19 protein-coding genes are annotated in these 23,948 nt (G+C 56.1%); 12 read left to right on the top strand and 7 right to left on the bottom strand.

Translation table 11 applies throughout. The features are described 5' to 3' along the window. Positions 1-329: 329 nt before the first annotated feature. The 4 genes from AC5S26_RS00690 (at position 330) to AC5S26_RS00675 (ending at position 5,252) form a co-directional block, all read left to right on the top strand. Positions 330-2,396 carry a glutaminase family protein gene (locus AC5S26_RS00690; protein WP_494182922.1) on the top strand — a complete coding sequence of 689 codons (2,067 nt, stop codon included), beginning with the start codon at positions 330-332 and terminating at the stop codon, positions 2,394-2,396. 159 nt (positions 2,397-2,555) lie between these two features. Next, complete coding sequence (dinB, locus tag AC5S26_RS00685) at positions 2,556-3,647, top strand: DNA polymerase IV (RefSeq protein ID WP_494182921.1); 1,092 nt, start codon at positions 2,556-2,558, stop codon at positions 3,645-3,647. Between the two features lie 244 nt (positions 3,648-3,891). Next, the gene (locus AC5S26_RS00680) at positions 3,892-4,461 is read left to right on the top strand and encodes an RNA polymerase sigma factor (RefSeq protein ID WP_494182920.1); all 570 of its coding nucleotides are present in this window, start codon (positions 3,892-3,894) and stop codon (positions 4,459-4,461) included. Continuing rightward, a complete protein-coding gene (locus tag AC5S26_RS00675) occupies positions 4,458-5,252 on the top strand; it encodes an anti-sigma factor family protein (RefSeq protein ID WP_494182919.1) in 795 nt (264 codons plus the stop codon). Before AC5S26_RS00680 ends, AC5S26_RS00675 begins: the two co-directional genes overlap by 4 nt. Positions 5,253-5,256: 4 nt before the next feature. Here the strand turns inward: AC5S26_RS00675 and AC5S26_RS00670 are convergent, their stop codons facing one another. Genes AC5S26_RS00670 through AC5S26_RS00660 form a run of 3 tightly spaced genes read right to left on the bottom strand, consistent with a single transcriptional unit; the run spans position 5,257 to position 8,199 of the window. After that, a complete protein-coding gene (locus tag AC5S26_RS00670) occupies positions 5,257-6,339 on the bottom strand; it encodes a beta-propeller fold lactonase family protein (RefSeq protein ID WP_494182918.1) in 1,083 nt (360 codons plus the stop codon). Positions 6,340-6,342: 3 nt separating this feature from the next. Beyond that, the gene (locus AC5S26_RS00665; protein WP_494182917.1) at positions 6,343-7,128 is read right to left on the bottom strand and encodes a carboxypeptidase regulatory-like domain-containing protein; all 786 of its coding nucleotides are present in this window, start codon (positions 7,126-7,128) and stop codon (positions 6,343-6,345) included. A 9-nt stretch (positions 7,129-7,137) separates the two neighbouring features. Beyond that, positions 7,138-8,199, bottom strand: coding sequence for a cytochrome-c peroxidase (locus tag AC5S26_RS00660; protein WP_494182916.1), 1,062 nt, complete (start codon positions 8,197-8,199; stop codon positions 7,138-7,140). A gap of 387 nt (positions 8,200-8,586) precedes the next feature. Between AC5S26_RS00660 and AC5S26_RS00655 the strand changes: the two genes are divergently transcribed. From AC5S26_RS00655 to AC5S26_RS00625, 7 genes are all read left to right on the top strand, one after another. Next, complete coding sequence (locus AC5S26_RS00655; RefSeq protein WP_494182915.1) at positions 8,587-10,188, top strand: PQQ-binding-like beta-propeller repeat protein; 1,602 nt, start codon at positions 8,587-8,589, stop codon at positions 10,186-10,188. A gap of 35 nt (positions 10,189-10,223) precedes the next feature. Then, positions 10,224-11,774, top strand: coding sequence for a hypothetical protein (locus AC5S26_RS00650; protein WP_494182914.1), 1,551 nt, complete (start codon positions 10,224-10,226; stop codon positions 11,772-11,774). A 105-nt stretch (positions 11,775-11,879) separates the two neighbouring features. After that, the gene (locus AC5S26_RS00645; RefSeq protein WP_494182913.1) at positions 11,880-13,097 is read left to right on the top strand and encodes a hypothetical protein; all 1,218 of its coding nucleotides are present in this window, start codon (positions 11,880-11,882) and stop codon (positions 13,095-13,097) included. A gap of 10 nt (positions 13,098-13,107) precedes the next feature. Continuing rightward, positions 13,108-14,160, top strand: coding sequence for a sugar phosphate isomerase/epimerase family protein (locus AC5S26_RS00640; RefSeq protein ID WP_494182912.1), 1,053 nt, complete (start codon positions 13,108-13,110; stop codon positions 14,158-14,160). A 4-nt stretch (positions 14,161-14,164) separates the two neighbouring features. Then, positions 14,165-15,310 (top strand): Gfo/Idh/MocA family protein, encoded by a 1,146-nt coding sequence (locus tag AC5S26_RS00635; RefSeq protein WP_494182911.1) that lies wholly within the window; start codon positions 14,165-14,167, stop codon positions 15,308-15,310. A 33-nt stretch (positions 15,311-15,343) separates the two neighbouring features. Next, on the top strand, positions 15,344-16,228 hold the full coding sequence (locus tag AC5S26_RS00630; RefSeq protein ID WP_494182910.1) for a 3-keto-disaccharide hydrolase: 885 nt from the start codon (positions 15,344-15,346) through the stop codon (positions 16,226-16,228). A gap of 99 nt (positions 16,229-16,327) precedes the next feature. After that, positions 16,328-17,392: an aldose 1-epimerase family protein gene (locus AC5S26_RS00625; RefSeq protein ID WP_494182909.1), complete on the top strand. Its 1,065-nt coding sequence runs from the start codon at positions 16,328-16,330 to the stop codon at positions 17,390-17,392. Here AC5S26_RS00625 and AC5S26_RS00620 read toward each other — a convergent pair. The 4 genes from AC5S26_RS00620 to AC5S26_RS00605 form a co-directional block, all read right to left on the bottom strand. Beyond that, complete coding sequence (locus AC5S26_RS00620; protein WP_494182908.1) at positions 17,389-19,383, bottom strand: substrate-binding domain-containing protein; 1,995 nt, start codon at positions 19,381-19,383, stop codon at positions 17,389-17,391. The two genes, AC5S26_RS00625 and AC5S26_RS00620, sit on opposite strands and share 4 nt — an antisense overlap. Then, a complete protein-coding gene (locus AC5S26_RS00615; protein ID WP_494182907.1) occupies positions 19,361-20,311 on the bottom strand; it encodes an ABC transporter permease in 951 nt (316 codons plus the stop codon). Before AC5S26_RS00615 ends, AC5S26_RS00620 begins: the two co-directional genes overlap by 23 nt. Beyond that, positions 20,308-21,831 carry a sugar ABC transporter ATP-binding protein gene (locus tag AC5S26_RS00610; RefSeq protein ID WP_494182906.1) on the bottom strand — a complete coding sequence of 508 codons (1,524 nt, stop codon included), beginning with the start codon at positions 21,829-21,831 and terminating at the stop codon, positions 20,308-20,310. The genes AC5S26_RS00615 and AC5S26_RS00610 overlap by 4 nt, the downstream gene beginning before the upstream one ends. A gap of 73 nt (positions 21,832-21,904) precedes the next feature. Further along, positions 21,905-22,990, bottom strand: a complete 1,086-nt coding sequence (locus tag AC5S26_RS00605) for a LacI family DNA-binding transcriptional regulator (RefSeq protein ID WP_494182905.1) — start codon at positions 22,988-22,990, stop codon at positions 21,905-21,907. A 361-nt stretch (positions 22,991-23,351) separates the two neighbouring features. Between AC5S26_RS00605 and AC5S26_RS00600 the strand changes: the two genes are divergently transcribed. Further along, a complete protein-coding gene (locus AC5S26_RS00600; protein WP_494182904.1) occupies positions 23,352-23,921 on the top strand; it encodes a helix-hairpin-helix domain-containing protein in 570 nt (189 codons plus the stop codon). The last annotated feature ends 27 nt before the right edge of the window (positions 23,922-23,948 follow it).

Here is a 23,948-nt window from a genome sequence, read left to right as displayed (position 1 = left end):
GACTGTTGAATGGGATAGGGAGGTCAATCATAGCGTGAGAATTGGGCGAATTGTTCTCTCACATCTGATTTCGCGCTATCCCGGGATGTTTAAAGCCAAAGACGTTCCCTGGTATGTCCCTACTGACGATGATGTGCCAAGTTAACAGCCGTTATACGTCCGGTCACTTATGATAAGCAATATGCAGGCAAAATATTGCTGCGTGTATACGTCGCGCTTGAATGCGTACACTGGTCGAACGAATATTGAGACAACCTATCCGCTTCCCGAACGCCATATAGCGTAGTGAACAAAACCAAACCCAGCCCAAAGGAATTTTAGTGATGCGAATGAGATCAGTAGCGTGCGCTGCAATGGCCGTAATATGCCTATCGGCCACTGCACAACAACACCGGGCGCCTGCGGTGCCGCTTGCGACGAACGATCCGTTTTTCAGCTTGTGGTCGATGGGCGACAAGCTGACGGATGTGCCTGTGAAGCACTGGACCGAGGTCGCCCAGCCGATGCTCGGACTCATTCGGATTGATGGCAAGACCTATCGCTGGATGGGGACGATGCCGCGAGGTTACTTTGGCATGCCCGCCGTCGATGCGATGGAGCAGACGTCGGTCGAAGTGACTCCTTTGCATTCCAAGTATCGATTTACTGCTGCAGGGCTCGAACTGGACGTTGTCTTCTTTACCCCGCTGTTTCCGAAAGACCTGGATGTGATGTCGCGACCGGTCACCTACTTGAGCTGGAGTGCAAGGTCTATCGATGGAAAGGAACACCAGACGGATCTGATGCTGGATGTTGATCCGCTGATCGCGGTAGACCAGCCGGCACAGCAGGTGATCTGGTCGCGAACGCGTGCTGCGGGGTTGACGCTTTTGAACGTAGGCACACGCGATCAGCAGACGCTTCATCAATCCGGGGACCGTGTTCGCATCGATTGGGGATACTTTCGTCTGGGCATACCGGATTCGGCGGCAGCCACAACCTCGATGGCAAACAATGGCATTCCGGTCTTTGTCCAGTCGGGCAATCTGCCCGAGGCGGACGACTCCTCGATGCCGGCTCCGGCGGCAAGACGCGGCCAGGCGGCTCATCTGACGACAAAGTTGTCGCTGGGTGCGGTAGGCTCGGCAAAGGTCGAGCGACATGTAGAGCTCGCGTATACCGAGGGATATGCGATCGAATATCTAGGGCGCAAGCTCCGCCCTTATTGGCAACGCAACGGCATGACCGAGGCCGCGATGCTCAGCACCGCCGAGAAAGAGTATCCGCAGCTTGAGCAGCGCGGAGTACAGTTTGACACCGAGACGATGGCTGAGATGAAGAAGGCCGGTGGAACGGATTACGAAGCGCTGACCTCGCTGCTGTTTCGCCAGACGATTGCGGCGCATAAGCTCGTGGCCGATATCGATGGCACACCGATGTTCTTTTCAAAGGAGAACGATAGCAACGGCTGTATTGATACGGTAGATGTCACGTATCCGTCGTCGCCGTTCTTTCTGCTCTTCAACCCGAAGCTGCTGGAGGCGCAGCTTGAGCCGTTGATGCGCTATGCGGCGCTTCCGCGTTGGAAGTTCCCGTTCGCGCCGCATGACCTGGGCACATATCCTCTTGCGAACGGCCAGGTGTATGGAGGCGGCGAAGAGAATGAGGAAGACCAGATGCCGGTTGAAGAGAGCGGTAACCTGATCATCATGATCGCGGCCCTTGAGCGGAGCGAAGGCAATTGGGATTTTGCGAAGCGCTACATGCCTCAGCTGACGCAATGGGCGGATTATCTGGAGAAGAAGGGAATGGATCCGGAAAATCAGTTGAGCACTGACGACTTCGCCGGTCATCTTGCGCACAACACCAATCTATCCATCAAGGCGATTGAAGCTCTTGGAGCATTCGTTCAGATTGCGCGAGGAGTTGGCGACACGAAGCTTGCCGAACACTACGAGGGAATCGTACGCAAGATGCCGGCCGAGTGGGAGAAGATGGCGATCGATGGCGATCACTACAAGCTCGCCTTCGACCAGCCGGGCAGCTGGAGCCAGAAGTACAACCTGGTGTGGGATGATCTGCTGGATATTCATCTCTTCCCGAAGAGAGTGATGGACACCGAGTGGAAGTTCTACAGCAAACAACTTCAGCGATACGGCCTTCCGCTGGATAACCGGAAGACCATCACGAAGCTGGACTGGGAGATCTGGACGGCGAGCCTGGCCAGTAACCCGGCACAGTTCCAGGACCTGGTCCACAGGTTGATCGTCTGGGCAGACGAGACGCCATCGCGGGTCCCTACGACGGACTTCTATGACACCGTCAGCGGAAAGCAGATAGGCTTTCAGGCTCGCTCGGTTGTCGGCGGAGTATTTATCAAGGCGCTGATGATGCGAGGGCCGGTCCATAAGAACTGAGTTCAGGTACGGGGATTTTCGCGCCAACGATGGTGGCCCTCTGAAGCCCATAGTTGGCGCGAAAGTCCGGTGGGAGATGAACTGCTCTGCATAATGTGAGCGGCAGGCAGCGTCGAATCCTGTTTTATTCGCTGTTTATTCGCTTTAGAATCAGAGCTGTTGCTGAGCGATCCTCAATCTCGCAAGATCGTCCACATCGATATGGACGCGTTCTATGCGTCGGTGGAACAGCGTGACGACGCCTCGCTTCGCGGCAGGCCGGTGGTTGTCGCGTGGCGTGGGAACAGGTCTGTTGTCTGCGCAGCTTCTTACGAGGCGCGCAGGTTCGGAGTGCGCTCAGCGATGGCTGCGGTTCATGCAGAGCGCCTGTGTCCGGATGCGATCTTCATTCCCCCGGACTTTACGCGGTACAAGGCTGTCTCCCATGCGGTTCGGGAGATCTTCAGGCGGCACACCGAACTGATTGAGCCGCTCTCGCTCGACGAGGCATACCTGGATGTGACGGTCAATAAAACCGGTCTTCCGACAGCGACGCAGGTTGCGAAGACGATTCGCCGGCTGATCCGCGAGGAGCTTGAGCTGACGGCATCTGCGGGAGTGGCACCGAACAAGTTTCTGGCCAAGATCGCATCGGACTGGCGCAAGCCCGATGGCCTGTTCGTGATCCAGCCGCACGATGTCGATTCCTTTCTTTTTCCCCTGGCCGTAGGGAGGATCCCCGGCGTGGGCAAGGTGATGGAGACGCGTTTGAGGCAGCTTGGGGTTACGACAGTGGGCGACCTGCGAGGAATCGGCCAGTCGGCTCTCCACGGGCATTTCGGACGTTATGGTTTGCGATTGTACGAGCTGGCTCACGGGATCGATCACAATCCGGTGGTTGCTGACCGGCCGACAAAGTCGATCTCTGCCGAAGACACGTTCGAGCGCGACCTTCCACTTGATGCGACAGAGGAGATGATTCGCCGACTGGCGGAGAAGGTCTGGTCAGCATCGCGCAAGGAGTCCAGGGTGGCTCGGACGGTGGTCTTGAAGTTGAAGACGAGCGAATTCGAGATCATTACTCGTAGCCACACTCCCGCAATTCCTCCAGAATCTGGCGAGGACCTTATTGCGATTGCGCTGTCGCTGCGAGAGCGTGTCAGCGTCAACCCCGGTCAGCGGTTTCGGCTGGTCGGAGTTGGGTTGAGCAACTTTCAGGAGCTGGATTCGGGCAGGTCTTCTCTTTTTCGATGGGATCTACCTCTCCCTTAATGCATTGAGAGCAGATTCCAGGCAATTTCTTCGAGAAGATAACGCGAAGTGCGTCAAAGAGGGTGAGGGGTGGCAGAAACGTTTCACCTTCGAGAGCGGATAGTTTATTTTCGAGGTTGTTTGGAAAACAGCGAACCTCGGGTTGAATATTCTGAGGAAAGGAATTTTGTTCAGCTTTTCTGTAATGTTTTTCACTGCTATTGCAGGTCACTATGATTTGAGACGTCTCATAAATCCCGAAATCATGTCTATCCTTCCTCAAAGCTGCGAATCATCCGCGTTACAGCACGTCCGCCCTCTCGATCGGGCGCTTTCGCTCGAGGATGAGGTTCTCCATCTCCACGATCTGTTTCGCCCTCGCCTGTTTCGATACGCGACGTCGCTGGGCTTGAAGGCGCACGATGCGGAGGACGTGGTTCAGGAGGTCTTTATGGCCCTGTTCCGGCATCTGCGGGCCGGCAAATCGCGAAGCAACTTACCGGGATGGATCTACCGCGTGACGCATAATCTTGCTCTCAAGCGCAGAACGCGCTACCGGGTAGACGATAGGGCGAATGAGAGTGGGATGGATCATTTGGCGGCGGAATCGACTTCAAATCCCGAAGAGGAAATGATCTTCAGTGAGAGGCAGTTGAAGTTGCGCCGGACCTTTGAATCGCTTCCGGAGGCGGACCGGCTGTGCCTTCAGTTGCGTGCAGAAGGACTGAAGTATCGCGAGATCTCAGACGTGTTAGGAATCTCGCTCGGAAGCGTAGCGAATTACTTGGGTCGATCTCTTGGGCGACTGCGACGGAGCGAGGGAGGTGGAGCATGAGATCCAGCATCGATCATCTTTCCGAAGTAGACCTCATCCGTTTTCAAGACGGCGAGATGAGTCCTGAAGAGATCGCCTTGGCCAGCTCTCATCTCGCGGAGTGCGAGGGATGCTATGCGCGCCTGGAGGAGACTCTTCAGATTGGAGAAGAGCTGAAGGCTGCTGTTGCAAGCGATCGTCCCACTTGGGACGCGAACAAGGCGCGGGTTCTGCTACAGGCGAAATTGGCTGAGGAAAGCGGGGAACAGGATTCGCCCTGGGCTCGCCTGATGGGCTTCATAGCAACCTGGTTGACAAAGAGCTATGTCTGCGGAGGCGTCGCCTTCGCAGGCATAGTCGCTGTCCTTTTCGGCGTGCCCAATCTTCATCGTTCTGTCGCTGAACTCGCAGCATCTTTGCCGAATCGCGCTTTGACGCCGGGGATGACCCGTCCGGTCAGCGTGGAGGAGGTCTGTGCCGCAGGCGATGATGACCTCGATCCCAAAGTGTCGTATTCCAGGCAACAGGCGGTCTTTAGCGAATATGGAATCTCGATCGACCATTCAGCGAAGGATTTTCAGGTAGATTACCTGATCAGCCCTCAACTGGGTGGCACGGATGATGTCCGCAACCTTTGGCCACAGTCGTACAAAGAAACCACCTGGAACGCCGAAGCGAAAGATGCCCTGGAACGGCATCTCTATCGTCTCGTGTGCGACAAGAAGATCAATCTCGCCGAAGCGCAGCGCGAGATCGCGACGAACTGGATTACGGCGTATCAGAAGTACTTTCGAACCGGAAGGCCCGGCTGACCGGCTACTTCAGCACGATGATTCCCCAGGGACCTTCTCCTGCCTTGAACTTCTTGGTCACAGTATTGGTCGCAACATCGACCGCGGTGACATCGTTCGAGGGACCGTTGGCGGAGTAGAGAGTCTTTCCATCCGGCGACAAGGCGATGCCCCAGGGCCGCCTGCCTACTTCGACCGAGCCCAATACCTTGTTGGTATCCGTATCCACCGTAAAGACCATCCGTCCCCGGCCCGTACTCACGTAGAGTCTTTTGCCGTCATCCGAGAGCAGGACTGACATGGGTTTGATCATCCCGGGTTTTCCAAGCTGGATTGTTTTGACGACCTTGTGCAGCTTCGTGTCGACCATCACGACGGTTCCGTCGTTTTCAGCATTGATGTAGGCGTGTTTGCCGTCAGGCATGAAGGCGACGGAGCGAGGCCGGTGGCCCACCTTGAAGGTGGCGACGATCTTTCCGGCTTCAGGGTCGAGCACGGCGATCTCGCTGGTCTCTTCGGAGGTAACGTAGACTTGCTTCCCGTCAGGCGTGATCTTTACGCCCTCCGGTTGTGCACCGATCTTAAGCGTTTTAACGACAGAGCCGGAAGCGATGTCGATGATGCTGACGGCGGAGATATCTTCATTGGAGATATAGAGCTGTTTGCCATCCTTGCTGACGTCGAAGTTCTCAGGGTCGGAGCCACCGGGGATAATTTTTACTAGCTTGCGCTGGGCGACGTCGAAGATTCCGATGCCGTCTGCGCTCTTATCCGGCGGAGGAAGGGTGCTCTCGTCCACGTCGGGCCCGGCGATCGGGGTTCCGCTAAGGGCGACGTAAAGGGTTTTTGCGTCAGGGCTGGCGTGGATTCCACGCGGCCGCTTTCCTAACGGTACGGTAGCAAGGACGTTCGAATTGCCGCTGTCGATGATGCTGAGGTCGCCGGAGACCTCGTTGGTTGTATAGATCTTCGGCGCTCCCGACTCGGCTGGAGCTGCGGCTGCTGCAGGCGTGGCCTTCTCGGCAGTGTTTTGCGATTTGCAGGCAATCAGCGAGAGCGAGCCAAGTGTGCAGCCCAGAACCAACGCAAAGCTCAGTTTATTGCGCATTCGTTACTTCCCCTTGAAGGTAAGATCGACAACCGCGTGCTGCTGCGGGCTAATGGTGACCTGTTGCTCCTGCGTGCCTAACTTCTCCTGCCAAACGGTCAGGGTATAGGTTCCGGGAGGGAGATTCTCGATGGTGAAGGTGCCGTCCTCTTTGGAAACCGAGAAGTAAGGATGTTCCAGAACTCCGATGTATGCGTGCATCCAACCATGGATATTGCACTTTACCGGGATCATCACCTCGGGCTTCACAAACTTGCGGTTGAGCGGTGCGTCTCCAGGACCCTGGCTATGATTCCAGGCGCGATTGATCTCGGCCATCGGGTGAATGTTGTGGGTCACCGGGTCGGAGTTGATGACCTGGAGTGGCTGATTCACCTGAATCCCCACGATGTGAGGATGAAACCAGCACCCCTTTTGATCAATCACGACCGGATCGGACGGAGTCGCGAAATCCTTTCCTTCGAGTCCTTTGCTGATGTAGACGAAGGCATTCGCAAGCCGGCCTCCGTGGCCAACCATCAGGGATTCGTCATAGGCCTTGGCATGGTGAGCGGCGACGCAGGCCGGATCTTCACTCATGTCGATAAGCTTGCGAGGCGGAAGCTTGCCGGTGTAGTGCACGGTTCCGCTGATGGAGCCCGCGGTCGCTGAATCGACTTTGAACAATGGCGCAGCGGGCTTTTGTGCAACAGGCGCTGGCGAGGCTTGCTCCGTCTTCCGCGAGCATCCAGTTGCCATGAGAGCCGAGGCTGCAAAGAAAACCATGAGCCTTCGAGGGATAGAAGTCATAACTCGAATCTACTCCTTGCCGGGAGGTCCGACATTGGGCGAGATATCTCCAGTGAGTGAGTTGAGGAACTCCACCAGGTCCTCGCGGTCCTGGCCGGAGAGATGGATGGTTTTGATCTCTTTATCGAGATAAGGGTTGGAGTTGCCGCCCCCTGCGTAGAAATCGACGACCTGACGCAATGTTTTGAGGCTTCCATCGTGCATATACGGGGCAGTCTTGGCCACGTTTCGGAGCGTCGGTGTTTTAAAGGCTCCCTGGTCGGTTTCTATTCGAGTCTGATGATAACGTCCTGGATCTTTGAAAGAGACACCGTCGTCTGCCACTCCTTCGCCGAGGTTATGGAACTTGCCATCTGTGAACAGAGCATATTGCGGGTTGATGGCGTGGCAGGCGACACAGTTGCCTTTGGCGGGGTTGATGAAGATGGCCAGCCCGCGAACCTGCTGCGGTGTAAGGGCACTCTTATCCCCTCCGTATTGAAAGCGATCAAAGGCGGAGTTGCCGGTGAGGATGGTTCGTTCGAAGCTTGCAAGCGCCTTTTCGATTCTGTCGAGCGTGACGGTATCGCTGCCGAATGCCTGGCGGAACATGGTGCGGTAGACGGGGTCTCGTTTGAGCTTCGATACTGAGACCTCATGCGACTGATTCATCTCGATGGGGTCTGCGATCGGTCTGGCTGCCTGCTCCTCGAGGTTCAACGCGCGTCCGTCCCAGAACTGAAACGGCTGGTAGGCGACGTTGAGGATGGTCGGGGCGTTCCGGATTCCGACCTCGCCTCCGGCGCCTTTGGAGAACTTGAGGCCATCGGTAAAATCGAACTTCGGATTGTGGCAGCTCGCGCACGCAAGGACATTATTTTTGGATAATCGTTGGTCGTAGAACAGTCGACGTCCCAGTGCGATGGTCTCCGCGGTGGGAGGATTATCCGCCGGAACAGGAACGGGGGGAAGGCCCAGGGGAGGCTGAATGCGAACGGGAACCCCGATGGGTTTCGCCGGAAGGACAGATTTACAACCTCCGCAAAACAGCAGTGGAGCGAGAGACAGAATCAGAAGGATGCGCTGTTCCATCTGCCTTGCATGGGAGAATCGCGTCGGCCTAACCCTGGTTTTGATTCTGAGAGACGCTGCACGCCGGATCATAGACATCATCAGCCTAAACGGTGCAGAACGAATTTGCAGGGAAACAGAATCAACCATGGGTTGCGGAAGCTCAGTTGAGGTACTGTGCAGACCTCCTTAATATATGGACTCGGTGCGAGGAGAGATGTGAGGCCACTCGGTAAGATTCGGCGAGAAACGGAATAAAGGTTGACAGTTTTGACGCCGGATGGGTAGGATGCTCACGAAATGAGACGTCTCATAATTGCTTCTTTCGCCGAATCCCGACGACTCTCCGGATTCCAGCACGACCGTTCTCTCGGTACTACGAAGCCCGGTTCCACAAGGATGAATTTCATGAAGGTACGCAGGCTGTCTGGCTCTTCTGTCCTGACGCGCACGGCTGTGCTGTTTTGTGCAGGCGCTTTCGGCTGCGGGGTGCTGACAACAGGGTCTGCCCTGGCCCAGTCCAAGGCTCCGGCGGAGTGGACGACGAGCAGCTACAATCCGCAGCGCGATGCCTGGCAAAGGAATGAGACGAAGATCTCGACTCGGAATGCCGAAAAAATCCAGCTGCTCTGGAAGTTGAAGACCGACAACAAGACCATGGGAATGCAGTCGTTCCGCGAGCCGCTTGTCGTCTCCGGAGTGAAGACCGAAAAAGGCCCGAAGACGGTCGCGATCTTCGCGGGAAGCTCGAATGATGTCTATGTCGTCGATGTCGCTACCGGCACGATGGTGTGGCAGAAGAAGCTGAAGTGGGCATCGAGCCAGCCCCAGGAGCCGGGCGAAGGTCGTGGATTCATCTGCACGAACGCGCTGAGTGCAACTCCCGTGATTACACCGGCGGGTGCGAAGGAGCGGGTTCTCTATGTCATGACCACCGACGGATACCTGCACCTGATCGATCCCGGCAGCGGTGACGAAAAAGATCCGCCTGTGCAGATGCTGCCTGGCGTGTACGGCAAGCCTTATGGTCTCAATCTTGTCGACGGTGTCGTCTACACGATCACAGGTCAGGGTTGCGGTGGTGTGCCGAATGTTCTGTATGCCTACAACACGGTGACAAAGAAGGTAACCTTGTCCGCACCTCCGCAAGGAGGGTTATGGGGTACGGCAGGTCCAGCGATTGGTACTGAGGGGACGATCTACTTCGAATCCGGCGATCATCCTTACGACGCTAAGGCCGGCCTGCTTTCGACGAGCTTTCAGTCCTATACTTTTTCCAATGACACTTTGAAGTTGAAGGACTACTTCACTCCTTCGAACTATGAATGGCTGTCCAAGCGCGATCTTGACATGAACACGACTCCAGTGGTCTTCCCCTACAAGGGACGGGATCTGCTTGTCGGAGGAGGCAAAGAGGGACGGTTTTACATCCTCGACAGCAAATCGATCGGTGGGGAGAACCATCAGACGCCGCTCTTCCGATCTGAGTTGATCGCGAATGCGAACGTGAACTTCCAGACCGAAGGAACCTGGGGAAGCTTCGCGGCATGGAAGAGCAAGGATGGCACCCAGTGGGTCCTGGCGCCGAACGGCGGACCGACCACAGTCAAGTTCCCGACCAACTACGGAGATACCCCGAACGGCGGAATTCTCGCCTTCAAGATCGAAGACAAGGACGGGAAGACCGTGATGACCAACACCTGGGAATCGCGGGATATGATGACCGCCGAGCCCCCCGTCGTCGCGAATGGTCTGGTATTCGTGCTTGCGGGCGGAGAGTACACGGGTCAGACCAACGAGGTCGAGGGTGGACTTTATTCGGCAGAAGAGAGAATCAAGCGCTCGATTCCCGCAAAGCTCTATGTCCTGGATGCGTTGACAGGAAAAGAGCTCTACTCGAGCGGAGATCAGATTGCGTCGTTTCTTCATCAGGCCGGCCTTTCCGTTGCTGGAGGCCGCATTCTGTTCGGGACGTTCGACGGAACGGTTTACTGCTTCGGCATTAAATAATGCTGCATGGGAATCACATTCGAGGAAGTCTTCAGATGAAGAAATGGTTCGGTCTCACAATCGGTCTTTCGTTTACGGCGGCTTTTGTCTGTCTTACTCCGGCAGGAGCCCAAGCGATCGGAAACTGGAGCTCGCCTCGAAATAATGTGGGGCATAGCGGCTGGCAAAAGGCCGAGACCATTATGAAGAAGGAAAATCGTTCCGGAGATTTCAAGTTCCTGTGGAAGATCAAGCTCGGGAACGCGCCCGCAAAGGATTCGATGTCCTATAATGAGCCACTCCTCGTTCCTCGGCTGATTAATGCCCACGGCTTCAAGGACTTTGCAATCTGGGCCGGGTCGGAAGATCTCTTTGCGGTGGACTCAGAGCTGGGAACGATGTTGTGGACCAAGCATTACGATGTCCCTCCCTCGCCCTGTGGCCCTTCAAATCTGGCCAGTGTTGCTGAAACGCCGATCGTTATTAATTTCAGGGCGCGGCGAGCCGCTGGCGCTCCTCCTCCGCGTCCTCAACCGCCGATGAAGGCTTCGGAGCGGCGCATAGGGGTTGCGCCCGGTGGCGGAGGCTTCGGGATCAGAGGTATCTACGTCCTTACCGGCGATGGCTATCTTCACGAGCAAGTGATTGCAACGGGAGCTGACTTTGCTCCTCCGGTTAAATTCTTGCCCGGCGCAACCGGAATCTCTGGCGGCCTTAGCATTGATGGAAAGATGATGTATACCGCAACGCGCGCAGGATGCGCTGACGTAGAGAATGCGCTGTGGACCCTGAACATGAATGGGGCCGACTACCCCGTGGCGAGCTACAAGACGGGATCGATCGCTCCTTTGGTTGCGATGGGGCCGACCCTTGAAGCAGGCATTGCTTACGCTGTGACCGGTGATGGCAAGTCCGATGCAGGCGGGGACGTGCACGCCAACAGCATTGTGGCGCTCAGCCCGGATGCGAAGGTGAAGGACTGGTATACGCCAACAGAACCGAGCAGCCTTCAGAATGTGACTCCGGTTGCATTTACCTATAACGAGAAGAAGCTCCTGGTTGCTCCGGGAGCGAACGGCAGCTATGTTCTGCTCGATTCAGCATTGCTGGGCGGTGCGGATCACCACACGGCTCTCGCTTCGACATCGCCAGTATCGAAGGCTAAAGAGGACGCAATCGCTGCTTTGGCTACATGGCAGGATGCTGGAACGACTTGGGTGCTTGCCTCTGTGCCCGGACCGCTGAATGACGCGGCGAAGTTCGACGGCAGCAATGGAGAAGCGACGCACGGAAGCATCGTTGCCTTCAAGCTGGAAGAGAGTGCGGGAAAGACTACGATGGAGCCGGCGTGGGTTTCACGCGACCTCGTGAATCCAGCTCCTCCGGTAATTGCGAATGGCCTGGTCATAGCGCTCTCTCAGGGAGATCCGTCCACCCATGCAACGCTCTATGTTCTCGATGCGACGACGGGCAAAGAGTTGTACTCAAGCGGAGACGCAATAAACACATACGCCAATAGGGCAGGAGTTGCGGTGGGAGATGGCCATGCCTTCTTCGTCACCCACGACAATACGATGTATTCCTTCGGGATTGGGATGGAGCATTGATCCTGGAATACCGTGACCGTACCGATTTGCCGCCGCACCCAAGTGTTTTACAGAGAGTATTGCGGCGCTGACAATAGCAGAAGCTAACAACAAGGAAGTGCTTGAATGATTAATCGATCCCGCGTAGAAGAAATAGTTGGTTCAACTGGTGGAGTTCTGAGACTGGCGCCGTGCTGGGTTCCTCGCTCCTTTATGGTTCCCGGAAGGCGCTTGAAGCTTCACCCCGATGATCTCTACGCCTTTGGCGGCGATCGAGGAGGCATCAACGAGCGATGGTTCTCATCGACGACCAAAGCTTCCAACGGGCCTGCAACCCTTCCCGACGAAGGGTTGAGCTATGTCAATCCGGAAAAAGGCGAAAAGTTTCTCCTGAAGGAGGCAGTCGAAGCTGCCGGAGATCTGTTGCTGGGCGCGGATGTCATGAAGCGTGAAAACGGGTGGAACCTGCTGTGCAAGTTCTTCGACAACATGGGGCCCATACCGCACCACATGCACCAGACGGAGGAGTTTGCAAAGCTGGTCGGCCAGAAAGGCAAACCCGAGGCTTATTACTTTCCTCCTCAGTACAACCAGATCCAAAATAACTTTCCCCACACCTATATGGGGTTGGAGCCCGGAACGACGAAGGACGACATTCGTCGCTGCCTGGAGAAGTGGAATCAGGGCGACAACGGAATCCTGGCCTATGCACGGGCTTACCGTCTGGTTCCCGGTGAAGGTTGGCAGATCAATCCAGGAATTCTTCATGCCCCTGGATCGCTGGTTACATACGAGCCGCAGGTAAACAGTGACGTCTTCGCCATGTTCCAGTCCGAGGTAGAAGGCCGCATCGTTGGATGGGAGCTGCTGACCAAGGATGTGAAGCCCGAGTTCAGCAAAGATATCGACTACCTGATCAGCATGCTCGATTGGGATGCCAATATCAATCCTGAGTTCGCCAAGACCAACAAGACCTTCCCGCGTGCTGTGAAATGTGAAGAAGAGATGAAGGATCAGGGCTATCGTGAGGTCTGGATTACTTACGGCACACCGTATTACTCGGCCAAGGAGCTGACTGTGCAGCCGAAGCGCAGTGTGACGATCAAAGACGGCGAGGCGTATGGTGTGATCGTGACCCAGGGAAATGGCCGGTTAGGTGGTCAGACGATTTCTACGCCCTCGATGATCCGATTTGGCGAGATGACCGAAGACGAAGTCTTCGTGACCGCGGCGACAGCGCAAGCAGGCATCGTCGTTGAGAACCTGAGCTCGACCGATCCCCTGGTTATGCTCAAACACTTCGGTCCGGGAAATCCGGACGCAGCACCTCTAGTAAAGAAATAAGGAAATTTTTATGGTTGCAAAAGCCCAGCACGCGAAGCCGGCGATTCACAATGCAATGTGGCCGGGATTAGTCGGTAAAGGTCCTGACTCCGAGCCGCCCATTGACCTAGAGACAATGCTGGACCTGACAGCATCTGCCGAAGTCGATGGAGTGAAGTTCGACGGAGTCGATCTCTTCGCCTCTCTCCCGCATATCGATATCGATTCGACAAAAGACGATCTGGCACGGATTGGGGAAGGAATCTCGCGGCGCAATCTGGTTGTCGGCTCTCTGGTTGCTCCGGTGTGGCCGCCGACAGGGGGTGGTTCTGCCATGGGTTCGGAGGAAGAGCGTGGGAGATTCCTCACGCAGGTCAAAAAAGCCTGCTCGATGGCAAAGACCTTCCGCGACTTGGGCCTCCGGCACTATGGAGTGATTCGAATCGACTCTGCCGCGAGCCCCTCGGAGTGGGCCAAAGATCCCGTTGGCAACACGAAGAAGATCGCCGATACCTTCCGCGAAGCGGCGACCATCGCTGAAGGATACGGCGAACGGCTCGCAGCAGAGGGAGAGATCTGCTGGGGTGGCATGCACGGCTGGAAGCACATGCTCGAGCTGCTCGAGCTGGTAGATCGGCCGCAGACGGTTGGTTTCCAGGCGGACATGGCGCACTCCCTCCTGTACACCCTGGGCTACAACGCTCCCGAAGATCGCCTGCTGCCCGAAGGCTTCGACTGGTCGGATGAGGATGTTTTGATGGAGGCGCTCACGAAGCTTACGGATGCGCTCCGTCCATGGACGTTCGACTTCCACGTCGCCCAGAATGATGGCACAGTGCACGGGACGGGCTCTCACGACAAGACGGGGCGTCATTGTCCGGCAAAGGATCCCAATGGCAAGATGGACATCGTCAAGGTCGCAGGATTGTGGATGCGAGGCAAAGACGGGGAGCCGACGCGCGCCTTCCAGCATATTTGCTGGGACGGTTGCATGTTCCCGAACCAGACCATGACCTCGCCCGATACCTGGCGCGATGTCCTGGGAACACTTATCGCTGTTCGGAATGCACACGGGTGGGATTAGGCAGATGGCAAAGAAGACGCTCAATATCGGTTTAGTCGGATACGGCTTCATGGGCCGAACGCACTCGAATGCCTTTCTCCAGGCGCCACGTTTCTTCGATCTTCCCTATCAGCCTGTCCTCAAAGCGGTGTGCGCTCGCAATGCGGACCGCGTAAAAGGTTTTGCGGAGAACTGGGGATATCAATCGATCGAGACCGACTGGCGCGCGCTTGTACAGCGAAACGATATCGACCTCATCGATATCGCCAGTCCCAACGACACCCACGCCGAGATTGCAGTTGCCGCCGCGAAGGCCGGAAAGATGGTGCTCTGTGAGAAGCCGCTTGGTCGTACCGCAGCCGAGGGCAAGACCATGGTCGATGCCGTCGAGTCGGCAAAGAGTCCGAACATGGTCTGGTACAACTACCGCCGTGTTCCCGCACTTGTGCTGTTAAAGGATCTTCTTGAGGAAGGGCGGTTTGGCCGCATCTTCCACTACCGGTCGCAATTTCTTCAGGATTGGACGATCTCGCAGGATCTCCCCCAGGGTGGCGAAGGATTGTGGCGTCTCGATTCTTCCGTCGCCGGAAGCGGTGTGACCGGCGACCTGTTGGCTCACAATATCGATATGGCTCTGTGGCTGAACGGCTCCCTTACCGAGGTCGCAGCGATGACCGAGACCTTTATCAAAGAGCGGAAACATAGCCTGACTAACAAAATGGAACCGGTCAGCATCGACGATGCGAGCTCCTTCATCGGAAAATTTGAAAACGGCTCGATGGCCATGTTTGAGGCGACTCGTTATGCTCGCGGGCACAAGGCGCTGTTTACGCTGGAGATCAATGGAGAGCAAGCCTCTGCCAGGTGGGACCTGCACGATCTTCATCGCCTCGAGTTCTTCGATCATCGCGACGAGAGCAGGCTGCGGGGATGGAAGAGCATTCACATCACCGATAGCGATCATCCCTATATGAAGCAGTGGTGGGTGCCCGGTCTGCAGATCGGGTACGAGCACACGTTTATTCACCAGGTTGCGGATTTTCTTCAGGCTGTCGGAGAGAAGCGTGAAGTGGCTCCCACTTTCAAGGATGGCCTCGCCGTGGATTATGTAACCGATGCCGTTCTGAAATCAGCGAAGACGAAGCAGTGGGAGTCAATTCCGCTCGTCTGATCAATTCAAGTTCCGTCCTCAAGGAGAACATTTATGTCGAGCAATACCGGATCGAAGTTGTTCACGCCAGCGATGCTTGCTCTTACCTGCCTTGGAGCTCTTTGTGTCTCTCCAGCCCTAGCTCAACAGCCTGCTCCGCCACCGGCTGGAGGCAGCCGCTTTGTGCAGCCCGAACCGATCGACTTCAACGACCACGAGGGCTGGACGCAGATCTTCGACGGCAAGAGCCTGGCCGGATGGGATGGTCCCTCCGAGGTGTGGCACGTAGAGGACGGCGCTCTTGTCGGTGTTTCCAGCGACGAGCATCCCTCCGGAACCACGAACATCATCTGGCGGGGTGGAGAGGTTGGCAACTTCAGGCTCAGGGTCGAGATGAAACTGGAAGGGAAGGGAGCGAATGGCGGTATTCAATATCGCAGCGAGAGTATTGCTCCTCATCCGCACCAGCCGCCTCCGGAGCGTCTGGCCCAGATGACCGAAGAGCAGAAGCAGCGAATGAAGAAAAATGAAGATACCCTGATGCGGCATGCGAAGTGGAACCTGACGGGATACCAAGGGGACTTCGACTACGGTAACCGCTATACGGGTCAGCTTTACGAGCAGGACAGCTCTCGAGGCATCATCGCCTGGCGCGGTCAAGTAGTGGCCACGGAACCCGGCCAAAAGCCTCGCCTGCTTGGGACTCTGGGCAGCTCGGACGAACTGAAGTCTTTCATCAAGCCGGGCGAATGGAACCAGGTCGAGATTATTGCGGATGGTCACACCCTCACTCACATCGTGAATGGGCATGTGATGGCTATCCTCGTGGATACGGATCCCAAGTTCTACAAGGCGAAGGGCCTGCTCGCATTTGAGATTGAGGGCGGCGGCGATGTAAAGATCTCTCACCGGAACGTCTGGTTGAAAAAACTTCCCTGAGCGCCTGCGCAAGAGACCGGTATTGAGTTGTAATAGTCTCGCTGCTGTTTTCGTGTGCGTGATGCACATCTCTCAAATGGAGCAACAGGAGAATAAGGCATGCCGTCATGGAGTTCCCGCGAAGAACTGTTGCATCAAATTGGACGGCTCTCACAGGTTGGAGGGATCTCTCCTTTTACGCATGCGGATGGCAAGGCGAAGGGAACCAGCACTTTGCGGGTTCGTACGGCGCGGGGCCTCGAGTTCTGGGTTGTACCGGATAAGGGGATGGACATTTATGAGGCCAGTTTCAAGGGCGAGTCTTTGTGCTGGCACTCCCCAACTGGAATGGTCCATCCGGCCTATTATTCCAGTCGGGACTTAGAGTGGCTGGAGAGCTTCGGCGGCGGCCTGCTTACAACATGTGGATTGACGACAGTGGGCGCTCCTTCTCAGGACGAGGGCGAAAGTCTTGGTCTGCACGGTCCGATCTCGAATACGCCAGCCGAAAATGTCTGCTGGTCGGAGACATGGAAGGATGACGATTGCATCCTGACCGTTTCGGGCTCCGTTCGAGAGACCTCAGTGCATGGTCCGAACCTGCTCCTGCGGCGGACAATTACGAGCTCACTCAAGGGCACGTCGCTGGCAATCCATGATGTGGTCGAGAACCAGGGAACTCGTCCCACTCCCCTGATGATTCTTTATCACTTCAACTTCGGTTTCCCGCTACTTACACCCAGATCGAAGATTTATGCGCCTTCAGCCGGGATCGAATCGGTCAGTACCTTGGCCGCGGCGAGCGTGGGGGAGTGGGACCTCTTCGACCCTCCGCAGATGGGGCACCAGGAGAGAGTCTATTTTCACGAGATGAATCAAGGCGCCTCGGACAAGATCACGGTGGTCCTCGTGAGCGACCGGGAAGATCTGAGTCTGGGAGTGGCTCTTCGTTATGATCCGAGCACCCTGCCAAGATTCAATCAATGGAAGATGACCGGCGCAAATCACTTTGTGCTGGGACTCGAGCCGGCGAATTGCAACACCCTTGGCAGAGAGCGCGAGCGCGACCAGGAAACACTTCAAATTCTTGCTCCCGGCGACCGGAAGGAATTCAGCACGGAGATAAGTGTTCTCGAAGGCAGGGAAAAGGTAGAAGAAGCAATACACGCGACCAAAGCTCGCTAAAAGTTGAGGCGATCGATATTTTTCTTGTCGATAATCATGGGGCTTCCAAGAATGATCTCGCTTCCATGGACTTCGAGGTTGCCGAGTCTGCCGGCCGAGACGGAGGTAGCGTTCGCTGCTATTTTCTTCTGAGATGCGAGCCACCCGGCATATACGGTGAGATATCCCAGGTCCCGCGTGTTCCAGAGGACGATCGTCTGAACGACTCCGCTATGAATATAAGGCCGGCAGATTGTGGGGAGGGAGAGTCCGATCACATCCACGCCGCGCCCTGACTGCTGCACCGCCTCCGCCGAGCCGGGCACCGCCGGAGCCGAGATCGCGAGAACGAGTTTTACCTCGGGATAAACCTTCAGGATGTTCTGGGTCTGTGAGAACGCCTTGTCGCGATCGTCGTCGCTGGGCAAAACCGTGACCAGCTTTAGCTGCGGATACTTTTCCGCGGCCCTCGCTTTGATGAAGGCGATCCACTGGTTCTGATTCTCTGCGCTAAGCGCGCCGGTGATAATCGCAAACTGCCCCTTGCCCGACAAAAGGCGCGCAGCCTCGTCAGTAAGTGTGTTCGCGATCGCCTCGGGAGTCGCCTGGTTGAGAAAGTAATCTCGAGCGTCAGGTTCTGCGTCAGCATCCCACGTCAGCACAGCGATATTGTGCTGCCTCGCCTTTCGCAGGACGGTTGAGATGCTGCCTTTGTTCTCCACGGCTACGACGATTGCATCGACTCCACGGGTAATCCAGCTTTCGACAAGCTCATTCTGAAGTGAAGCATCGAGACTTGTAGGCCCATCCCAGATCAGGTCAACCCCAAGCTCGCGAGCTGCCTGTTCTGCTCCCGCTCGTGCGCTGATGAAATAGGGATCCCCCTTGGCCTTGGGCATCACGGCAATAACGGGCCGATGATGTGCATTAGGAGAACCTGCATCGTCGTGCCTGCCGGAACGGAGATGACTCCCAAGGAGGACCACGACAACCAGCAGGCACACGCTCGCCCCGAGCAGGGCCGGACGCTTCCACTGAGCCCATTGGCTGCGAAATCTTTCAAGCTTGCCATGAAGCAGGTCAGTGGCTACAACAGACACCAATAGCAGGCCGGTGAGAACGCCGGTGGCCTCGGATGGAATCGCCAGCAGGTGCAGGCCATTCTGCAGCACGCACAGAAAAAGAAGTCCTAGCACGCTTCCAAAGATGCTGCCGCGTCCGCCGAAGACGGAAGTTCCACCAATAACGATTGCTGTGATCGCCTGAAGTTCAAAACCGGTGCCCAGGTCGGATTTGGCCAGTCCGAGATGCGAGACGTAGATGATAGCCGCGACACCGGCGACCACCCCAGACAGGAGATAGACCAGGGCAAGGTAGCGTCGAACGGGGATTCCAGCATATCGAGCTCCTTCAGAATTCAAGCCAATCGCATAGAGTCCGCGTCCGATCGTCGATCGATGAAGAAGAATGCCAAAAAAGAGAATAAAGAAAAGAAAGACGAAGACCTGCACCGGAATGTTCCAGAGATAGCCTTGTCCAAGCGTCAGAAAAGCTCGTGGAAATCCTGTAAAACTCTCTGCGGCGCGCGTAGCCCCTTCCGCGATTCCTCGATAGAGAGAGTAGGTTCCCAGCGTAATGATGAGCGCGGGAAGTCCAAGATAGGCGATCAGAAACGCATTGACCGCGCCGCACAAACAGCTCACCGCCAGAGCGAGTGCTACTGCAACGAGAATCGGAAGATGGAAATTATGCCATGCGATTCCAAAGGTCACCGCAACCAGGCCGATAGTTGAACCCACCGAAAGATCGATGCCGCCTGTGATGAGAATCGGCGTGAGAGCGACCGCGAGAAGGCCCAGCTCGACACTGAAGCGGAGAATCTCCAGCAGGTTTGTCCACGTCAGAAATGCCGGAGACGTAAAGCTGAAGATGACTCCTTCAATCAGGAGCGCAGCAAGCAGGATCCATTGAATGCCTGAGAGGGCGAGCTTAGGCCGAAAGTGTATATGCATTGTCTCTGCGGTGGAGATGAAGTGTGTCGACGGTGACGGCGATCAGAATGATCCCTCCCTGAATCGCCTTTTCCCAATAGGCATTGATCCCGAAAAAAGTGAGCGCTGAACCGATACAGCCTAACAGGACGACCCCAAGTACCGTTCCGGTCATGGTAGCGGATCCTCCTGTGATCGCCGCCCCTCCCACGGCAACAGCGGCAATCACCTTCAGCTCCAGTCCCAGGCCCGAGTTGCTGGGAACCTGGTTGAAGCGGACCGAGTTCAGAACGGCTGCTAGGCCTGCAAGAACGCCGCTCAAAGCGAAGACGCCGAAGATAACCCGTTGCGTATCGATTCCCACCCTATGGGCTGCGGCCTTGTTCGAGCCGGTCGCGATCACCGCTCTGCCTACGCGAAGTTGATTCAGTGCCCAGGCTGTTATCCCCACTACGAACACGACAACAACAACACATAGAGTGGTGAAGACCTTTTGCGATTGCCCCAGCCATTGAAACTGAGGGGGCAGCCCCTGGATCCACGATCCCTGCGTATACCATCGAAGTCCATCGCGAAGCGCAACCATCGTTGCCAGTGTCGCCACGATCGAAGGAATACGCACATAAGCAATAAGAACTCCATTCAGGGCGCCGCAGACTGCGCCTGCGATGCAGGCAATCAACGCGCTGATAGGGATCGGCATGCCTCGGCTCGCGCACAGGCCCATGACCACGCTGCAGATCGCGAAGATGGAGCCGACCGAGATATCGATCTCGCCGGTCAGAATAATCATCGTCATGCCAACAGCGATGATCATCACCGGCATATTCGCGAGAAAGAGGTCAGTCAGATTTGCAGGGCTGAAATAGCCGGTTGTATGCCACGCCAGCAGCAGCATCAGCGCGACGATGGTGAGAAAGACCCCAATCTCCCTTATGCGCGTGCTCATCCTTGCCCGATCTCCTGATAGGTCGTGTCGGAGTGCCCAAACGCTAGCGCCATAATCTTCGATTGTGTTGCCTCTGCGCGCGAGAGCGTGGCAACAATTGTCCTTTCGCGAAAGACGGCGACACGGTCGCACATTCCCAGAACCTCGGGAAGCTCGGAAGAGATAAGGATAATGGCAACGCCTCGTTCAGCCATCTGCACGATCAGGTCATGGATCTCTGACTTCGATCCGACGTCGACTCCCTGCGTGGGCTCGTCCAGAATCATGATCTGCGGATGAATCGCGAGCCATCGCGCGAGAGCCACCTTCTGCTGATTTCCACCCGAGAGCATGCGCGTCTCTACTGAAGCTGTCGCTGCCTTGATGCGCAGATTGCGGATATAACCTTCGCCTTGGCCGGTTTCCCTGTTTCTTTGGATCAAACCGCGGCGGGACACCTCTTTTAGGCTTGCCATGCTGATGTTCTCCGCGATCCCCATCTCCAGGACGAGGCCATGCTGACGACGATCTTCCGGAAGATATCCAAGTCCAAGTTTTATCGCCTGCATCGGCGACGCAATCCGTACAGGCTTGCCGTTCAATTCCACTGCGCACGACGTCGGCGACAGTCCGAAAAGAGTCTTGGCAAGCTCGGTTCGCCCCGACCCCACAAGGCCGGCGAAGCCCAGGATCTCGCCTCGCTTTACCTCAAAGGAGATGTCTCGCAATCCCAGCGCGTCATTCGACAGGTTGTTAACTGCTAACGCGGTCTCTCGAATTGGCACCTCACGCTTAGGATAGACAGAAGCCAGCGAGCGCCCCACCATCAGTTCAATAAGGCTTCCCCGGTCTACCTCTCGGGCGTCTTTACAGGCGATGGTATTGCCATCCCGCAGCACCGTTATCCTGTCCGCGATCGCCTGAATCTCTTCCAGCCGGTGTGAGATATAGACGATCCCGACTCCTTCTTTGCGAAGTTGCCGAACCAGTCGAAACAGGTTGTCGACCTCATGGTCGGTAAGGAGCGCCGTAGGCTCATCCATGAACAGGATCTTTGCTTCCGATCCGATTGCTTTGGCGATCTCGACGATCTGCTGCTCCGCCATGCTCAGGGAACCGGCCAGCCGGCGAGGATTGAGATTCGCACCCAGACGAAGAAGAAGTTCGCTAGCCTGCGAATAACGATTCTTCCAATCCACTCTCCATCGCGAGGTTCCGCTCTCCAGGGAAAGGGCGATATTCTCCGCAACTGTTAGATGAGGAAAGAGAAGAGGCTGCTGATAGATGGCCTCTATTCCCAGCGATCGAGCGTATTGCGGAGTGTGGTCGAGGACCAGATTCCCGCGGACAAGCAGTTCTCCTGAATCCGGTTTCAGAGCACCGGTAACGATCTTCGTGAACGTCGATTTTCCTGCGCCATTCTCCCCGATCAGCGCATGGACCTCACCCTCCGCCAGATCGAAGGAGACGCCTCGCAACGCGTGAACTCCAGCAAAGCTCTTTGTAATCGAGGTTGCGCTAAGAAGGGGGTTGGTTGTCATCAGCGCGCCAGAAAGGCGACAAAGGTCGCCCATGTGTGAGACGTCTCACAGTAACGCTCGAACATGACCACTGTCAACGGCTTCGAGCGCTTCGAAGTTGCGTGGTCTTCCGCACGGAGCTTCCTCCATTTGCGGAGAGTTTGACCGGAGTATTCGAAGACTCCCGGACCGTGAGAGTAGCTGGCAATCGAACTCGCTCGCGCCGGCCACCTTCTTTTCCCTTTTCTATCCGGTCCAGCAGAACTTCAACGGCACGGTATCCCATGTCGAAGGTCGGCTGCACCACGGACGTGATGCCAGGTCGAAAGAAATCCTCGGCGGTGATCTCGTCAAAGGTGATAAAAGCAAAATCTTTGGGAGTGCTGAGGCCGACGCTGTAGAGGCTTCTGAGGGCCGCTAGGCCAGTAACTCCATTGGTCGCGAAGAGAGCCGAAGGTCTACCTACGGGACGAAGCATTCCATTCTGGCACAGCCGCGCGACCTCGTCCTGCTCAAAGCTGCCATTCCAGATCAGAGATCGCTGAATGGAAATCCCCCCTTTTTGGAGAGCCTGTCGATATCCACGCACGCGCTCCTGCTCGTTGCGCAGCGTGAGCGGTCCCGTAATGATGGCAATCTCTTTGTGCCCGCAGCCCATTAGGTGAGAGATCGCCATCTCGGCCGCACCGCAGTCATCCACGCAAACTGAATCCACATCGAGATCCACGGGAAGCCGATCGAGACACACTACGGGGAAAGCTGAGCTGAGCGTGCTCCACTTTTCCGGCGTAAGATCTTCTCCGCTGGCGGTCACCAGCAACAGACCTTCGATTCGTTGAGCGCGAAGCAGGGAAAACATCTCGGACTCCCGCTCCGGGCTGCCTTCAGAATCGAGCACGATGAGGAAGTAGCCGTGTTCGCGCGCAGCGCATTCGGCGCCGCGAATGATCATCGGGAAAAAGGGAATCGTAATATCTGGAACCACAATTCCGAGGGTGCGGGTCCGATTCGTCTTCAGGCTGCGTGCAATCAGGTTCGGCTGATAGTTCAGCACTCGAATCGCTTCCAGAACCTTTTGCTTCGATCGTTCGCTTACCTTCGTGGATCCACTGATGACATTGGAGACTGTGCCGGAAGAAACACCAGCTAGCTTGGCAAGTTCCTTTTGTGTTGACGGCATAATGACAAAATCCTACATGAAGGTAAGAGAATTCCAGGCCTTTTATAAAACGGTGGCCCCTGCAATTTCGCGGGCTGCTCTTCCAGGCACAGGACCCGAAGACACGATCCCAAGGAGAATTGAAAAATCTTGACAGTGCTCAAGCCGAATACGTAGCATCTCTCATAAATTGAGACGTCTCAATTCGTCAGAAAGATGCCTCGCTTAATAAGACGGCAATGTTTCACCGCTTCCGGCCCGATCGGCATCGAAACACAGGAGAGATCGTGCAACCCAGGAGCCAGCATCAGGCTGGCTGAAACGATTAGAATAGGGCATCGATCAGCTCGGCAAATCCACTACAGGTGTAATTCGAATCAGTATGGCGAAATTCAATCAATCCACCGGCCGCCCCCTACGCGCAATATGGATGGGAACACTTGTATTGGGAGGCGGACTCCTCATCGCATCTTCTGCTGCGTTCGCATCCACAGCCTTCCAGCAGGGATCTCAAGCCCCGGCAGCCCCAGCAAAGGCGGGATCCCAGTATCCTCAGTTGCCCGAAGCGCCCGGCAAGCAGACCTTGGTCAAGGTCTGCAGTAAATGTCATTCACCGACCAACGTGATCGCGAACGGGCAGAGTCGTGAGGGCTGGGAAGATACCATCACCAAGATGGTTGGCCTTGGTGCCTCTGGGTCCGACGAGGACTATACCGAGATCCTCGACTATCTCACCAAAAACTTCCCCCCGGCCACGTCGAAGGTCAATATGAACAAGGCGACGGCAGCCGATATTGAGAAGGAACTCGGCTTCTCAGCCAAGCAGGCCGAAGATATCGTGGCCTATCGGCAGAAGAATGGTAACTTCAAATCGATCGACGATCTCCAAAAGGTGCCTCAGATGAACGTGATGGATGTCACTGCACGAAAAAATCGGATGACCTTCGAGTAGACCGGAAGCCAAAATGCAATAAAAAGG

Source organism: Edaphobacter sp. FHG110511_03, from assembly GCF_059115365.1.
Note: the sequence above shows the minus strand (reverse complement) of the source record. Positions and strands in the feature narration are given on the sequence as shown.

What these genes read in the sequence shown, in the direction of transcription:
- AC5S26_RS00690 (WP_494182922.1), top strand. Translation starts at nt 330, where the DNA reads ATGAGATCAGTAGCGTGCGCTGCAATGGCCGTAATATGCCTATCGGCC.
- AC5S26_RS00680 (WP_494182920.1), top strand. Translation starts at nt 3,892, where the DNA reads ATGTCTATCCTTCCTCAAAGCTGCGAATCATCCGCGTTACAGCACGTC.
- AC5S26_RS00675 (WP_494182919.1), top strand. Translation starts at nt 4,458, where the DNA reads ATGAGATCCAGCATCGATCATCTTTCCGAAGTAGACCTCATCCGTTTT.
- AC5S26_RS00670 (WP_494182918.1), bottom strand. Translation starts at nt 6,339, where the DNA reads ATGCGCAATAAACTGAGCTTTGCGTTGGTTCTGGGCTGCACACTTGGC.
- AC5S26_RS00665 (WP_494182917.1), bottom strand. Translation starts at nt 7,128, where the DNA reads ATGACTTCTATCCCTCGAAGGCTCATGGTTTTCTTTGCAGCCTCGGCT.
- AC5S26_RS00660 (WP_494182916.1), bottom strand. Translation starts at nt 8,199, where the DNA reads ATGGAACAGCGCATCCTTCTGATTCTGTCTCTCGCTCCACTGCTGTTT.
- AC5S26_RS00655 (WP_494182915.1), top strand. Translation starts at nt 8,587, where the DNA reads ATGAAGGTACGCAGGCTGTCTGGCTCTTCTGTCCTGACGCGCACGGCT.
- AC5S26_RS00650 (WP_494182914.1), top strand. Translation starts at nt 10,224, where the DNA reads ATGAAGAAATGGTTCGGTCTCACAATCGGTCTTTCGTTTACGGCGGCT.
- AC5S26_RS00645 (WP_494182913.1), top strand. Translation starts at nt 11,880, where the DNA reads ATGATTAATCGATCCCGCGTAGAAGAAATAGTTGGTTCAACTGGTGGA.
- AC5S26_RS00640 (WP_494182912.1), top strand. Translation starts at nt 13,108, where the DNA reads ATGGTTGCAAAAGCCCAGCACGCGAAGCCGGCGATTCACAATGCAATG.
- AC5S26_RS00635 (WP_494182911.1), top strand. Translation starts at nt 14,165, where the DNA reads ATGGCAAAGAAGACGCTCAATATCGGTTTAGTCGGATACGGCTTCATG.
- AC5S26_RS00630 (WP_494182910.1), top strand. Translation starts at nt 15,344, where the DNA reads ATGTCGAGCAATACCGGATCGAAGTTGTTCACGCCAGCGATGCTTGCT.
- AC5S26_RS00625 (WP_494182909.1), top strand. Translation starts at nt 16,328, where the DNA reads ATGCCGTCATGGAGTTCCCGCGAAGAACTGTTGCATCAAATTGGACGG.
- AC5S26_RS00620 (WP_494182908.1), bottom strand. Translation starts at nt 19,383, where the DNA reads ATGCATATACACTTTCGGCCTAAGCTCGCCCTCTCAGGCATTCAATGG.
- AC5S26_RS00615 (WP_494182907.1), bottom strand. Translation starts at nt 20,311, where the DNA reads ATGAGCACGCGCATAAGGGAGATTGGGGTCTTTCTCACCATCGTCGCG.
- AC5S26_RS00610 (WP_494182906.1), bottom strand. Translation starts at nt 21,831, where the DNA reads ATGACAACCAACCCCCTTCTTAGCGCAACCTCGATTACAAAGAGCTTT.
- AC5S26_RS00605 (WP_494182905.1), bottom strand. Translation starts at nt 22,990, where the DNA reads ATGCCGTCAACACAAAAGGAACTTGCCAAGCTAGCTGGTGTTTCTTCC.
- AC5S26_RS00600 (WP_494182904.1), top strand. Translation starts at nt 23,352, where the DNA reads ATGGCGAAATTCAATCAATCCACCGGCCGCCCCCTACGCGCAATATGG.